The organism is Mycobacterium sp. ACS4054 (assembly GCF_001667275.1).
Taxonomy (GTDB): domain Bacteria; phylum Actinomycetota; class Actinomycetes; order Mycobacteriales; family Mycobacteriaceae; genus Mycobacterium.
In genome coordinates this window covers 72,157-85,255 of the sequence record NZ_LZHV01000042.1, presented here as the reverse complement: position 1 = coordinate 85,255, position 13,099 = coordinate 72,157, and the positions used below count along the sequence as shown (strand labels likewise).

Genomic DNA, 13,099 nt, shown 5'->3' with positions numbered 1-13,099 from the left:
GCATGCGGCTTGGAGCGGCCGTGGCAGTGCTCGCCTGGCTGGCGGCGTTGAGCGGCTACGACGTCCGCGAACGCCGGCTGCCCAACCTGCTGACGCTGCCCGGGGCCGGCGCGATCCTGCTGGCGGCCGCGGCGAGCGGGCGCGGCGGGCCCGCGCTCGCCGGGGCGGCGGCGCTGACCGCGGTCTACCTGTTGGTGCACTGCATCGCCCCGGCGGGGATGGGCGGCGGCGACGTCAAGCTGGCGATCGGGCTGGGCGCGCTGGCGGGCTGTTTCGGGGTGGGGGCGTGGTTTTTGGCCGCGCTGGCCGCGCCGCTGCTGACGGCGCTGCTCGCCGCGCTGTGCGGTGCGCGGGCGGTGCCGCACGGCCCGTCGATGTGCGTGGCCACCGCCGGCGCGATCGGCCTGGTTCTCGGGATTTAAGCCCGCGCCGGACCCCATGGGAGAATGTCCGGGTGTTGCGTTGGATCACCGCCGGGGAGTCGCATGGCCGCGCGTTGGTGGCCATGCTCGAGGGCATGGTCGCCGGCGTGGAGGTCAACTCCACCGACATCGCCGACCAATTGGCCCGCCGCCGGCTCGGTTACGGCCGCGGCGCGCGGATGAAGTTCGAGCGCGACGCGGTGACCGTGCTGTCCGGGGTGCGCCACGGCGTCACGCTGGGCGGCCCCATCGCCATCGAGATCGGCAACACCGAGTGGCCCAAGTGGGAAACCGTGATGGCCACCGACCCGGTCGACCCGGCGGAGCTGGCCAACGTCGCGCGCAACGAACCGCTCACGCGGCCGCGGCCCGGCCACGCCGACTACGCCGGCATGCTCAAGTACGGCTTCGACGACGCCCGCCCGGTTCTGGAGCGGGCCAGCGCGCGCGAGACCGCCGCCCGCGTGGCGGTGGGCACGGTCGCCCGGTCGTTCCTGCGCCAGGCCCTGGGCGTCGACGTGCTCTCTCATGTCGTCGCGATCGGGCCGTCGGCGCCCTACGACGGCCCGCCGCCGCGGCCGGAGGACCTGGCCGCGATCGACGACAGCCCGGTACGCGCGTTCGACAAGGCCGCCGAGGAGGCGATGATCGCCGAGATCGAGGCCGCCAAGAAGGACGGCGACACCCTCGGCGGCGTCGTCGAGGTGGTGGCGCTGGGCCTGCCGGTCGGGCTGGGCTCCTTCACCAGCGGCGACAACCGGCTCGACAGCCAGCTCGCCGCCGCGGTGATGGGCATCCAGGCCATCAAGGGCGTGGAGATCGGCGACGGCTTCGAGACGGCGCGCCGCCGCGGCAGCCGCGCCCACGACGAGATGTATCCCGGACCCGACGGCGTGGTCCGTTCGACCAACCGCGCCGGCGGGCTCGAGGGCGGCATGACCAACGGCCAGCCGCTGCGGGTGCGCGCCGCGATGAAACCCATCTCCACGGTGCCGCGGGCGCTGGCCACCGTCGACCTGGCGACCGGCGACGAGGCCGTCGCCATCCACCAGCGCTCGGACGTGTGCGCGGTGCCGGCCGCCGGCGTCGTGGTCGAGGCGATGGTGGCGCTGGTGCTGGCCCGGGCGGCCCTGGAGAAGTTCGGCGGCGATTCGCTCACCGAGACCCGCCGCAACATCGAGGCGTACCAGCGCGCGGTCGCCGACCGCGAAGCGCCGGCCGCCCGGGGTACCGCCTGATGGCACCCAGGGCGGTACTCGTCGGGTTGCCGGGGTCGGGCAAATCCACCATCGGGCGGCGCCTGGCCAAGGCGCTCGGCGTCGGATTCCTCGACACGGACACCGCCATCGAACAGCAGACTCAGCGCAGCATCGCCGACATCTTCGCCACCGACGGGGAGCAGGAGTTCCGCCGCATCGAGGAGAACACGGTGCGTGCCGCGTTGGCCGACCACGACGGCGTTTTGTCGCTGGGCGGCGGCGCCGTCACCAGCCCGGGGGTGTGCGAGGCGCTGGCCGGGCACACGGTCATCTACCTGGAGATCAGCGCCAACGAAGGCGTGCGCCGCACCGGCGGCAACACGGTGCGCCCGCTGCTCGCCGCGGCGGACGACGCCGAGAAATACTCGAAATACAAGGCGCTGATGGCCAAGCGGGCCCCGCTGTACCGGCGGGTGTCGACGATCCGGGTGGACACCAACCGCCGCAATCCCGGGGCGGTGGTGCGCTACATCGTGTCCCGGCTGCAGACGCCGGAGAACGCGCACGCGGAGGCCGCCACATGAGCGCGCCGGTCACCGTGCAGGTGGCCGTCGACCCGCCGTACCCGGTGGTCATCGGCACCGACCTGGGCGACCAGCTCGTCGAACTGCTTTGCGACCGGCACCGGGTGGCCGTCGTGCACCAACCGGCCCTGGCGCACACCGCCGAGGCGATTCGAAGCCGCCTGGCGGACAAGGGTGTTGACGCCCACCGCATCGAAATCCCGGACGCCGAAGCCGGCAAGGACCTGCCCGTCGTCGGGTTCCTCTGGGAAGTGTTGGGCCGCATCGGGATTGACCGCAAAGACGCGGTGGTCAGCCTCGGCGGCGGCGCGGCCACCGACGTGGCCGGATTCGCGGCGGCCACCTGGCTGCGCGGCGTCGACATCGTCCACGTCCCCACCACGTTGCTCGGGATGGTCGACGCGGCCGTCGGCGGCAAGACGGGCATCAACACCGACGCGGGCAAGAACCTGGTCGGCGCGTTCCACCAACCGCTGGCAGTGCTGGTCGACCTGGCGACCCTGGAAACGTTGCCGCACAACGAACTCGTCGCCGGCATGGCCGAGGTGGTCAAGGCCGGATTCATCGCCGACCCGGTGATCCTCGATCTCATCGAGGCCGACCCCGACGCCGCCGTCGACCCCGCGGGGGACGTGCTGCCGGAACTGGTCCGGCGCTCGATCGCCGTCAAGGCACACGTCGTCGCCGCCGACGAGAAGGAGTCGGAGCTGCGCGAAATCCTCAACTACGGCCACACTTTGGCGCACGCGATCGAGCGCAGGGAGCGCTACGAGTGGCGCCACGGCGCCGCGGTGTCGGTCGGCCTGGTGTTCGCCGCGGAGCTGGGCCGGCTCGCCGGCAGGCTCGACGACGCGACCGCGCGGCGCCATCGCACCGTGCTGTCGGCGCTCGGCCTGCCCGTCAGCTACGACGCCGACGCGCTGCCGCAGCTGCTGGAATACATGGCGCAGGACAAGAAGTCGCGGGCCGGCGTGCTGCGGTTCGTGGTCCTCGACGGGCTGGCCAAGCCGGGACGGCTGGCCGGCCCCGACCCGGCGCTGCTGGCGGCCGCGTACGCGGGAGTGTCCGGCGAAGAGGGGGCCCGATGACCGTGGCCATGCAAGTCAACGTGCAAGTCATTAATGGCCCCAACCTGGGCCGGCTGGGCCGCCGCGAGCCCGACGTCTACGGCGACACCACGCACGACCAGCTGGCCGCGCTCATCGAGCGGGAGGCCACCGCGCTGGGCCTGAAAGCCGTTGTGCGCCAAAGCGACGACGAGGCCCAGCTGCTGGACTGGATCCATTCGGCCGCCGACGCGGGCGAGCCGGTGATCCTCAACGCCGGCGGCCTGACCCACACCTCGGTGGCGCTGCGCGACGCGTGCGCCGAGTTGCGCGCGCCCCTGATCGAGGTGCACATCTCCAATGTGCATGCCCGCGAAGAGTTTCGCCGCCACTCATACCTCAGCCCGGTGGCGACCGGGGTGATCGTCGGGCTGGGTGTCCAGGGCTATATGCTCGCCCTGCGCTACCTGGCGGAAGCCGCCCCGAAGTAGTCCCGCGCTAGTCCTTGCCGGCCTCGGTGCCCGGCTTACGGATCACCTCGGTCTTGGGGTCGTCCTCGCTCTTGGGGATCGTCTCGGTGGGCGATTCGGCTTCGGCGGTCGACACCTTGTCCGTGGCCTGTTCCCGCTCGGCCGTGGCGACCGCTGCGGTCCGCTCCTCGTGCTGCGCACCCGCCGCGGGGATCTCCCCGGTCGGCGCGTCGTCACCGCGCACCGCGGAGAAGACGTCGGTGTCGGCGCGCTCCTCGTCGGTTCCCTGCCGCCGGGGCGGGGGATTGCGGTCCACCCGCCAGCGGCCGATGGTCACGCCGATGATCCCGGGCAGGAACACGCACAGCGCGGTGAACGCGGCGAACGTGGTCACCTCGTTGATCAGCCCACCGGTGTAGAGCCCGTTGTACACCAGCGCGATGAGCCAGCAGACGGCGCCGGACAGGACGCCCGCCACCAGCCCGGCCAGCAACCAGGTCATCGCCAGGTCCCCGCGGCGGTCGGGGTCCGGGTTGGCGATCGCGTCGGCCCGGCCGTCGAACACCCCCCACACGGCCACGGCGATGATGAACAACAGCAGCAGCACCACGCTGAAGAGTCCTGCCTGCGTCTGCCACGCGTTGATGAGCGCCCCCTGCACCAAACGGACGACGATCATCACGGCGGCATAGACCAATCCGCGCACCATCCAGCTCCTCATGGGCAATCAGCGTAGCGAGTACCGTCAAGGGTCGTGACACATTCTCAGCGCCGGGACAACCTGAAAGCGCAAATCAGTGCCAGTGGACTGGACGCGATGCTGGTCAGCGACCTGAACAACGTGCGCTACCTCTGCGGTTTCACCGGCTCGAACGGCGCGTTGCTGGTGTTCGCCGACGATCGCGGCCCCGTGCTGGCCACCGACGGCCGGTACCGCACCCAGGCGGCGGAGCAGGCGCCCGGCCTCGAGATCGCCATCGAACGCGCCCTCGGGCGCCATCTGGTCGGCCGGGCCGCCGAGGCGGGCGTGGGCAGGCTGGGCTTCGAAAGCAACGTGGTGACCGTCGACGCCTTCGACGTCCTGACCGGCGAACTGGGCGAGCGCAAGGCCGCCACCGAGCTGGTCCGGGCGGCCGGAACCGTCGAGGCGCTGCGTGAGGTCAAGGACGACGGCGAGGTGGCGCTGCTGCGGCTGGCCTGCGAGGCCGCCGACGCCGCGCTCGCCGACCTGGTGGAGCGCGGCGGGCTGCGGCCCGGGCGAACCGAACGCGAGGTGAGCCGGGAGCTCGAGGCGTTGATGCTCGACCACGGCGCCGACGCGATCTCGTTCGAGACCATCGTGGCCGCCGGGCCGAATTCGGCGATCCCGCACCACCGGCCCACCGACGCGGCGCTGGCCACGGGCGATTTCGTCAAGATCGACTTCGGCGCGCTGGTGGCCGGCTACCACTCCGACATGACCCGCACCTTCGTGCTCGGCAAGGCCGCCGACTGGCAGCTGGAGATCTACCAGCTGGTCGCCGACGCGCAGCGGGCCGGCCGGGAGGCGCTGACCCCGGGTGCGAGCCTGCGCGACGTCGACGGCGCGGCGCGCCAGTTGATCGTCGACGCGGGCTACGGCGAGCAGTTCGGCCACGGCCTGGGGCACGGCGTGGGGTTGCAGATCCACGAGGCGCCGGGAATCGGCGCCACCTCCACCGGCACCTTGCTGGCGGGTTCGGTGGTGACCGTCGAGCCCGGCGTCTACCTGCCGGGCCGCGGCGGCGTCCGCATCGAGGACACGCTGGTCGTGCCCGACGAGAAGCGCGGACGGACACCCGAGCTGCTGACCAGGTTCCCCAAGGAGCTGGCGGTTCTGAGCTAGGCCGCGCCGATCGGCGGCGCGCCGCCGAGGGTACAGTCGGGTGCGTGAACGGGGTGGAGCCAATCGAACGCGGCCTGGCGCGCCTGCGGGATTTTCGGTGGGAACTGCACGCCCAGCCCCTGCGGGAGCTGCGGCTGGAGCTCCAGATCGTCTACTTCGCGGTCCCGGTGCCCTTCGCCGGCGGGGCCAAGCTGAACGTCCCCTTCCTGACGATGATCAAGCAGCTGCCGTCCTCGCCGAGCGAGGCCGCCGGCGGCCGCCCGGAACAGGGCACGGACCGGCCGGCGTCCCGCCGGTCCTAGGTCCCCCGACGCGCGAGGCCGGGTCGCGCCGCGCTCTAGACTGACGGACAAATTGCGGGCGGTCGGCGAACGACCGTCCATTCCCCTAGGAGATACACCGAACCGTGGCAAGCACCGCCGATTTCAAGAACGGACTGGTGTTGGTGATCGACGGCCAGCTCTGGCAGATCGTCGAGTTCCAGCACGTCAAACCCGGCAAGGGCCCGGCCTTCGTGCGCACCAAGCTGAAGAACGTGCTCTCCGGCAAGGTCGTCGACAAGACGTACAACGCCGGCGTGAAGGTGGAGACGGCCACCGTCGACCGGCGCGACACCACCTACCTGTACCGCGACGGGTCGGACTTCGTGTTCATGGACAGCCAGGACTACGAGCAGCACCCGCTGCCCGAGTCGCTGGTCGGCGACGCCGCCCCCTTCCTGCTCGAGGGCCTGCCGGTGCAGGTGGCGTTCCACAACGGGGCGCCCCTGTACATCGAACTGCCGGTGTCGGTCGAGATGGAGGTCACCCACACCGAGCCGGGCCTGCAGGGCGACCGGTCCAGCGCCGGCACCAAGCCCGCCACCGTGGAAACCGGGGCCGAGATCCAGGTACCGCTGTTCATCAACACCGGCGACAAGCTGAAGGTGGACACGCGCGATGGCAGCTACTTGGGGCGCGTCAACGCGTGAGCAGGCCCGTCAGGGGGCGCCATCAGGCCCGCAAGCGTGCCGTTGACCTGTTGTTCGAGGCCGAGGCCCGCGGGTTGGGCGCGGCCGAGGTCGTCGACGGGCGCGCGTCGCTGGCCGCGGCGAACCCGGATGTGGCACCGCTGCAGCCGTACTCGGTCGCGGCGGCGCGGGGGGTCGGCGAGCACGCCGCCCACATCGACGAACTGATCAGCTCGCATCTGCAGGGCTGGACGCTGGACCGGCTGCCCGCCGTCGACCGCGCCATCCTGCGCGTCGCGGTGTGGGAGCTGCTCTACGCCGACGACGTCCCCGAGCCGGTCGCCGTGGACGAGGCCGTCCAGCTGGCCAAGGAGCTGTCCACCGACGACTCACCGGCCTTCGTCAACGGCGTCTTGGGCCAGGTCATGCTGGTGACACCGCAGATCCGGGCGGCCGCCGCGGCGGTGCGCGCGACCGCCAACAAAGCCCCCGAGCCGTGACCCGGTTGGAGGCGCGTCTCCTCGTCGCCGCCATTCTGGCCGCGACGGTCGTCGTGGGCGCCGTGGTGTGCGCCGCGTTCGGGCTCGCCATCGTCGCGTCGGTGCTCGCGATCTTCGCGTTGGGCGTCGGCGCCTGGCTGTACCACTGCGTCGAGCGGGTGATCATGGCCAACCGCATCAGCACCGTGCGGCAGGCCGCCAAGCCGCTGCAACCGCTGCTGCCGGTGATGGCCGCGCTGATGGGCCTGACGCAATCCGTGGTGCGGTCGCTGTCCGACGTGACCGAGCTGCCGGCCCGCCGCTGGGAGCTTCCGGTGCTGCGCTGGGTGGAAACCACGCGCGGCAACCGGCGCGTCGTGGACGCCGACGAGGATGACGACGAGTTGAACAGCTGAGGGGACCTCACGCGAAACGATGACGCGTGCGGTGCGGCGGGGTGAGAATACAAGTCGCCCAGAAGAACAGGTGAGATCATGACTCGATACACCACCCAGCCGCGACGCCTCCGGGTCTCCGCGCTGGCGGCGGTGGCCAACCCGTCCTACGCCCGCGTCGACACCTGGAACCTGCTCGACGACGCGTGCCGTCACCTCGCCGAGGTCGACCTGGCCGGGCTCGACAAGACGCACGACGTGGCCCGGGTCAAGCGGCTGATGGACCGAATCGCGGCCTACGAGCGGTACTGGCTGTATCCCGGCGCGGCGAACCTGGCGAGCTTCCGGGCGCACCTCGAGAGCCTTTCCACGGTGCGGCTTACCGAAGAGGTGTCCATGGCCGTGCGACTGCTGAGCGAATACGGGGATCGGGCAGGGCTTTTCGACACCTCGGCACCGCTGGGCGACCAGGAGCTGGTGGCCCAGGCCAAACAGCAGCAGTTCTACACCGTGTTGCTCGCCGACGACGCGCCGGCCACGGCGCCCGACTGCCTGGCCGAGTGCCTGCGGGCCCTGCGCAACGCGTCCGACGACGTGCAGTTCGAAATCCTGGTGGTGCCCAGCGTCGAAGACGCCATCACCGCGGTCGCGCTGAACGGCGAGATTCAGGCCGCGATCATCCGCGACGACCTGCCGCTGCGGTCCCGCGACCGGCTGCCGCTGATGAACACGTTGCTCGGGCCCAATGAGGCCGCGGAGGGCGGCGCCATTCCCGACCACGCCAACGACTGGGTGGAGTGCGGCGAGTGGATCCGCGAGCTGCGGCCCCACATCGACCTGTACCTGCTCACCGACGAGTCGATCGCGGCGGGCGACGACACCGAGCCCGACGTCTACGACCGGACGTTCTACCGGCTCAACGACGTCACCGACCTGCACAGCACGGTGCTTGCCGGGCTGCGGAACCGTTACGCCACACCGTTTTTCGATGCGCTGCGTGCGTACGCGGCGGCGCCGGTGGGCCAGTTCCACGCGCTGCCCGTCGCGCGTGGTGCCAGCATTTTCAACTCGAAGTCGTTGCAGGACATGGGCGAGTTCTACGGCCGCAACATCTTCATGGCCGAGACCTCGACCACGTCCGGCGGCCTGGACTCGTTGCTCGACCCGCACGGCAACATCAAGAAGGCGATGGACAAGGCCGCGCACACGTGGAATTCCGACCACACGTATTTCGTCACCAACGGCACCTCGACCGCCAACAAGATCGTCGTCCAATCCCTGACCCGGCCGGGCGACATCGTGCTGATCGACCGCAACTGCCACAAGTCGCACCACTACGGGCTGGTGCTGGCAGGCGCGTACCCGCTGTACCTCGACGCGTATCCGTTGCCGCAGTTCGCCATCTACGGGGCGGTGTCGCTGCGGACGATCAAGCAGACGCTGCTGGATCTCGAGGCCGCCGGTCAGTTGTCCCGGGTGCGGATGCTGCTGCTGACCAACTGCACCTTCGACGGCGTGGTCTACAACCCGCTGCAGGTGATGAAGGAGGTGCTGGCGATCAAGCCGGACATCGTCTTCTTGTGGGACGAGGCCTGGTACGCGTTCGCCACGGCCGTGCCGTGGGCCCGGCAGCGGACCGCGATGGTGGCGGCCGAGCGTCTCGAGAAGATGCTGGCCTCGTCGGAATACGCTGCGGAGCACCGGGTTTGGGCGGCGGAGATGGAAGGCGTCGAACGGTCGGAGTGGGTGGAGCGACCGCTGTTGCCCGACCCCGCCAAGGCGCGGGTCCGCGTTTACGCGACGCACTCGACGCACAAGTCGCTGTCGGCGCTTCGCCAGGCGTCGATGATCCACATCCGCGACCAGGACTTCAACGCGCTGACGCGCGACGCGTTCGGTGAGGCGTTTTTGACCCACACGTCGACCTCGCCCAACCAGCAGCTGCTGGCCTCGCTGGACCTGGCCCGCCGTCAGGTCGACATCGAGGGCTTCCAGCTGGTCCGGCAGACCTACGACATGGCGCTGGTCTTCCGGCACCGGGTGCGCCGAGACCGGTTGATCAGCAGGTGGTTTCGCATTCTCGACGAGTCCGACCTGGTGCCCGAGGAGTTCCGGGCGTCGTCGGTGAGTTCGTACCGGGAGGTCAGGCAGGGTGCGCTGGCCGAGTGGAACGAGGCGTGGCGGTCGGATCAGTTCGTGCTGGACGCGACGCGGGTGACCCTGTTCGTCGGCAAGACCGGGATGAACGGCTACGACTTCCGCGAAAAGATCCTGATGGAGCGGTTCGGCATCCAGATCAACAAGACATCGATCAACAGCGTGCTGTTGATCTTCACCATCGGGGTCACGTGGTCGAGCGTGCACTACCTGCTCGACGTGTTGCGCAGGGTGGCAATCGATTTCGATCGCGTCGAGAAGGCGGCCAGCGTCGCCGACCGGGCGTTGCAGGAGCGGCACGTCGAGGAGATCACCCAGGACCTGCCGCACCTGCCCGACTTCAGCGAGTTCGACATGGCCTTCCGGCCCGTCGACGCGTGCATGTTCGGCGACATGCGGTCGGCCTTCTACGCCGGATACGAGGAGTCCGACCGCGAGCACGTCCTGATCGGCATGGCGGGACGACGGCTGGCCGAGGGCAAGACGCTGGTGTCCACCACGTTCGTGGTGCCCTACCCGCCGGGGTTCCCGGTGCTGGTTCCCGGCCAGGTGGTCTCCAAGGAGATCATCTACTTCCTGGCCCAGCTCGACGTCAAAGAGATCCACGGGTACAACCCCGACCTCGGGCTGTCGGTGTTCACCGAGGCCGCGCTGGCGCGGATGGAGGCCCAGCGCAACGCGGCGTTGGCCGCGGTGGGTTCGGCGTTCCATTCCTTCGAGCTGCCCTCGGACGCCTCCGGGCTGAACGGGGCGCTCAACGGCGACGGCGCCGCGCAGGTCGTCAGCGAGGACGCTTGAGCTAGCCGGCCTGCTCCGGCGTGGTCGGCGGCGGCCAGCCGAGCTCACCCAGCCGGATCCCATTCGCGATCGCGTCGTGCCGGGCCGGGCTGCCGGCCGGAGCGGTCGTCGGGCAGGTGCAATTGAGGGTGTTGAACGGGCTGGGATCGGCGTTGGCCGGCGCGGCCGCCAGTAGGGCGGAGCCGAGGACCGTGGCGGCGAAAATCAGCAGTGGGGTGAGCGCGCCGTTCTGACGACGCGCGGGGCGTGCGGTATCAGACATGACTACTTCAGCGTAGGTCGCGTCGCTGGGAACCCGCTGAGAGCGGTCAGGCGTCTTCCCGGGCCGCGCCGGGGTGGCGTCCCGGCCGCTGCGGCAGCACGACGAGCAGGGCCACGATGACCGCGGCGAGCACCGCCGAGGCCAGCGGGCGGCTCATTGCCAGGCCGCCGTCGGCCACCGGCTTGTCGATGAAGTCGCCGATCGTCGCGCCGAGCGGCCGGGTCAGGATGAACGCGACCCAGAACAACGCGACGCGCGAGATGGCGGTCCAGTAGTACAGGGCGATCACCACGGCCAGACCGGCCGCGAACACCAACGCCCCACGCTCGTAACCGAATCCGCGGGTGTCGGCCAGCCAATCGCCGAGCGCGGTGCCCAGGGTCTGCGAGAAGGTTATGGTCGCCCAGTAGAAGGCCTCGACTTTCGGCGTCGAGACGGTGGTGACCGAGACGGTGCCCTGCGACCAGCGCCAAAGGCCCAGGGTGGCCAGCAGGCAGGCCAGCAGCACCAGCGACCCGCCGGTGTAGCCGATGCCGAGCGATCGGTCGGCGAAGTCGGCCAGCGTCGTGCCGAACGTCGTCGAGGCCACGATCGTCGCCCAGTAGAGGCTGGCGTGGAAACGCTTGGCCAGGATTTGGGCGGCCACCAACACCACCAGCGCGACGCCGAACAGCGCGACCCCCGCCGCGTAGCCCCAGTTCAGGGTCATGGTGACGGTGTCGCCGCCGGTCTCGCCCAGGGTGGTGGCCAAGATCTTGATGATCCAGAAACCCAGGGTGACCGCGGGCACCTTGGTCAACGCCTGCCGCGACACGTCACTCATGCGCACCCCCCGGTCCGGTTGCCGATGCGCTCCAGGGTAGCGGCGCTGAGAAACTCTGAGTATGCGCATAAGTTTTCGTTATGCGCCGGCTGTGAATCGTACTCTCGCGGAGCCCTTTTGCCGAATCGCTAAAACGGCACGCGCACAACGTATTCCGAGCCGTAAGCGGCGACAAGAGGCGTTGCCGCACTTAACATGAAGTATGAAATACCTTAGCATTCAATAAGTTACGGATTTCGGACGCGTCACGGCGCCCGGTGCACGGCAATCGCCGTGCCACTATGGATTGCATGCATCCCGAGGTCAGCGGCGCCGGCCAACTCGGCGCGGGCGCGCGCTGGTCGGTCATGGTCGTCTCCTTGGGGGTGACGGCGTCGTCCTTCCTCTTCATCAATGGCGTTGCGTTCCTCATCCCTTCGCTGCAGGCGCGCCGCGGCATCACGTTGATCGAAGCCGGCCTGCTGGCGTCGATGCCGAGCTGGGGCATGGTCGTCACGCTCGTGCTCTGGGGCTGGATGTTGGACCGGGTCGGTGAGCGGGTGGTATTGACCGCCGGATCGGCCCTGACGGCGGCGGCGGCCTACGCCGCGGCGTCCGCCCATTCGATGGCCGAGATCGGCGTCTTCCTGTTTCTCGGCGGGATGGCGGCGGCCGGCTGCAACACCGCCGGCGGCCGGCTGGTGTCCGCCTGGTTCCCGTCGCATCAACGGGGCCTGGCGATGGGGATCCGGCAGACCGCGCAACCCCTGGGCATCGCCCTGGGCGCGCTGGTGATACCGGAGCTGGCCGAGCGCGGCCCCCGCCGCGGGCTGATGTTCCTGGCCCTCATGTGCACCGTGGCCGCGGTGGCCGCCGTGCTGGGGATCGCCGATCCGCCGCGGAAACCGCGCACACTGGCCACCGGCGCGGAATTGGCCAGTCCCTATCGCGGATCGTCGGTGCTGTGGCGGATCCACGCGGTGAGCGCGCTGCTGATGATCCCGCAGGCGCTGACCGTGACGTTCATGCTCGTCTGGCTGATCAATCGCCACGGCTGGTCGGTCGCGGCCGCCGGCGGGCTCGTCACCCTGTGCCAGCTGCTGGGCGCGGCGGGGCGGATCGCGGTCGGGCGCTGGTCGGATCTCGTCGGCTCGCGGATGCGACCGGTCCGCATAATCGCCATCGCCGCCGCGCTGGCCCTGTTCCTGCTCGCCCTGACCGACAACACGGGTTCGGGCTACGACGTGTTGCTCATGGTCGCGATCGCGGTTATCGCGGCGCTCGACAACGGGCTGGAGGCCACCGCCATCACCGAGTACGCCGGGCCGTTCTGGAGCGGCCGGGCGTTGGGGCTGCAGAACACCACCCAACGGTTGACGGCCGCCGCCGCGCCCCCGGTCTTCGGTGCACTCATCACGGCGGCCGAATACCCGGCCGCATGGGCGCTTTGCGCGCTGTTCCCGTTGGCGGCCGTGTCGCTGGTGCCGCTCGAGTCCGGGCACCGAACGGCGGCGCCCCATGAGCCCGAGCACCGTTCCGCTCACGGGGATTGGAAAGACGGCGTCGTGTCCGGGGTGGCGCAATAGCGCCGGCGGCCGTTGTTTGCGCTGGTCGTCTTCGAATACGCCCCGGCGCAATGCGCGCGGACGCCCCGGCGGACCGTTTTCGGGCA

The 13,099-nt window shown here is 70.2% G+C and carries 15 protein-coding genes; 12 read left to right on the top strand and 3 right to left on the bottom strand.

Going from position 1 to position 13,099, the window contains the following annotated elements:
- The first annotated feature begins 2 nt into the window (after positions 1 to 2).
- From A5730_RS11530 to aroQ, 5 genes are read left to right on the top strand one after another with little or no spacing between them, the layout of a single operon-like run.
- Entirely contained in the window at positions 3 to 422 is a 420-nt protein-coding gene (locus tag A5730_RS11530) for an A24 family peptidase (protein WP_067899892.1), read from the top strand.
- Between the two features lie 32 nt (positions 423 to 454).
- Entirely contained in the window at positions 455 to 1,660 is a 1,206-nt protein-coding gene (aroC, locus tag A5730_RS11525; RefSeq protein ID WP_067899888.1) for a chorismate synthase, read from the top strand.
- Positions 1,660 to 2,205, top strand: a complete 546-nt coding sequence (locus tag A5730_RS11520; RefSeq protein WP_067899884.1) for a shikimate kinase — start codon at positions 1,660 to 1,662, stop codon at positions 2,203 to 2,205. Before aroC ends, A5730_RS11520 begins: the two co-directional genes overlap by 1 nt.
- The gene (aroB, locus tag A5730_RS11515) at positions 2,202 to 3,293 is read left to right on the top strand and encodes a 3-dehydroquinate synthase (RefSeq protein ID WP_067899882.1); all 1,092 of its coding nucleotides are present in this window, start codon (positions 2,202 to 2,204) and stop codon (positions 3,291 to 3,293) included. The genes A5730_RS11520 and aroB overlap by 4 nt, the downstream gene beginning before the upstream one ends.
- A gap of 8 nt (positions 3,294 to 3,301) precedes the next feature.
- Positions 3,302 to 3,742, top strand: a complete 441-nt coding sequence (gene aroQ, locus A5730_RS11510) for a type II 3-dehydroquinate dehydratase (RefSeq protein WP_067899989.1) — start codon at positions 3,302 to 3,304, stop codon at positions 3,740 to 3,742.
- Positions 3,743 to 3,749: 7 nt separating this feature from the next.
- On the opposite strand, the gene A5730_RS11505 is transcribed toward aroQ, so the two are convergent.
- Complete coding sequence (locus A5730_RS11505) at positions 3,750 to 4,442, bottom strand: B-4DMT family transporter (protein ID WP_197506231.1); 693 nt, start codon at positions 4,440 to 4,442, stop codon at positions 3,750 to 3,752.
- A gap of 33 nt (positions 4,443 to 4,475) precedes the next feature.
- On the opposite strand from A5730_RS11505, the gene A5730_RS11500 reads away from it, so the two are divergent.
- From A5730_RS11500 to A5730_RS11475, 6 genes are all read left to right on the top strand, one after another.
- On the top strand, positions 4,476 to 5,585 hold the full coding sequence (locus A5730_RS11500) for a Xaa-Pro peptidase family protein (RefSeq protein ID WP_055403675.1): 1,110 nt from the start codon (positions 4,476 to 4,478) through the stop codon (positions 5,583 to 5,585).
- Positions 5,586 to 5,629: 44 nt separating this feature from the next.
- Complete coding sequence (locus tag A5730_RS11495) at positions 5,630 to 5,887, top strand: hypothetical protein (RefSeq protein ID WP_082946802.1); 258 nt, start codon at positions 5,630 to 5,632, stop codon at positions 5,885 to 5,887.
- Positions 5,888 to 5,991: 104 nt separating this feature from the next.
- The gene (gene efp / locus A5730_RS11490) at positions 5,992 to 6,555 is read left to right on the top strand and encodes an elongation factor P (RefSeq protein ID WP_067899875.1); all 564 of its coding nucleotides are present in this window, start codon (positions 5,992 to 5,994) and stop codon (positions 6,553 to 6,555) included.
- Positions 6,552 to 7,034: a transcription antitermination factor NusB gene (nusB, locus tag A5730_RS11485; RefSeq protein ID WP_067899870.1), complete on the top strand. Its 483-nt coding sequence runs from the start codon at positions 6,552 to 6,554 to the stop codon at positions 7,032 to 7,034. Before efp ends, nusB begins: the two co-directional genes overlap by 4 nt.
- Positions 7,031 to 7,429 (top strand): antitermination protein NusB, encoded by a 399-nt coding sequence (locus tag A5730_RS11480; RefSeq protein WP_067899867.1) that lies wholly within the window; start codon positions 7,031 to 7,033, stop codon positions 7,427 to 7,429. The genes nusB and A5730_RS11480 overlap by 4 nt, the downstream gene beginning before the upstream one ends.
- Before the next feature lie 78 nt (positions 7,430 to 7,507).
- Positions 7,508 to 10,363, top strand: coding sequence for an aminotransferase class I/II-fold pyridoxal phosphate-dependent enzyme (locus tag A5730_RS11475; protein WP_067899864.1), 2,856 nt, complete (start codon positions 7,508 to 7,510; stop codon positions 10,361 to 10,363).
- A gap of 1 nt (position 10,364) precedes the next feature.
- Here the strand turns inward: A5730_RS11475 and A5730_RS11470 are convergent, their stop codons facing one another.
- Both A5730_RS11470 and A5730_RS11465 read right to left on the bottom strand, forming a co-directional pair.
- Positions 10,365 to 10,625 carry a hypothetical protein gene (locus A5730_RS11470; protein ID WP_231994673.1) on the bottom strand — a complete coding sequence of 87 codons (261 nt, stop codon included), beginning with the start codon at positions 10,623 to 10,625 and terminating at the stop codon, positions 10,365 to 10,367.
- A gap of 46 nt (positions 10,626 to 10,671) precedes the next feature.
- Positions 10,672 to 11,448 (bottom strand): hypothetical protein, encoded by a 777-nt coding sequence (locus A5730_RS11465; RefSeq protein WP_067899860.1) that lies wholly within the window; start codon positions 11,446 to 11,448, stop codon positions 10,672 to 10,674.
- A gap of 290 nt (positions 11,449 to 11,738) precedes the next feature.
- Here A5730_RS11465 and A5730_RS11460 point away from each other — a divergent pair, with 290 nt between their 5' ends.
- A complete protein-coding gene (locus A5730_RS11460) occupies positions 11,739 to 13,013 on the top strand; it encodes an MFS transporter (RefSeq protein ID WP_082946801.1) in 1,275 nt (424 codons plus the stop codon).
- Positions 13,014 to 13,099: the final 86 nt, after the last annotated feature.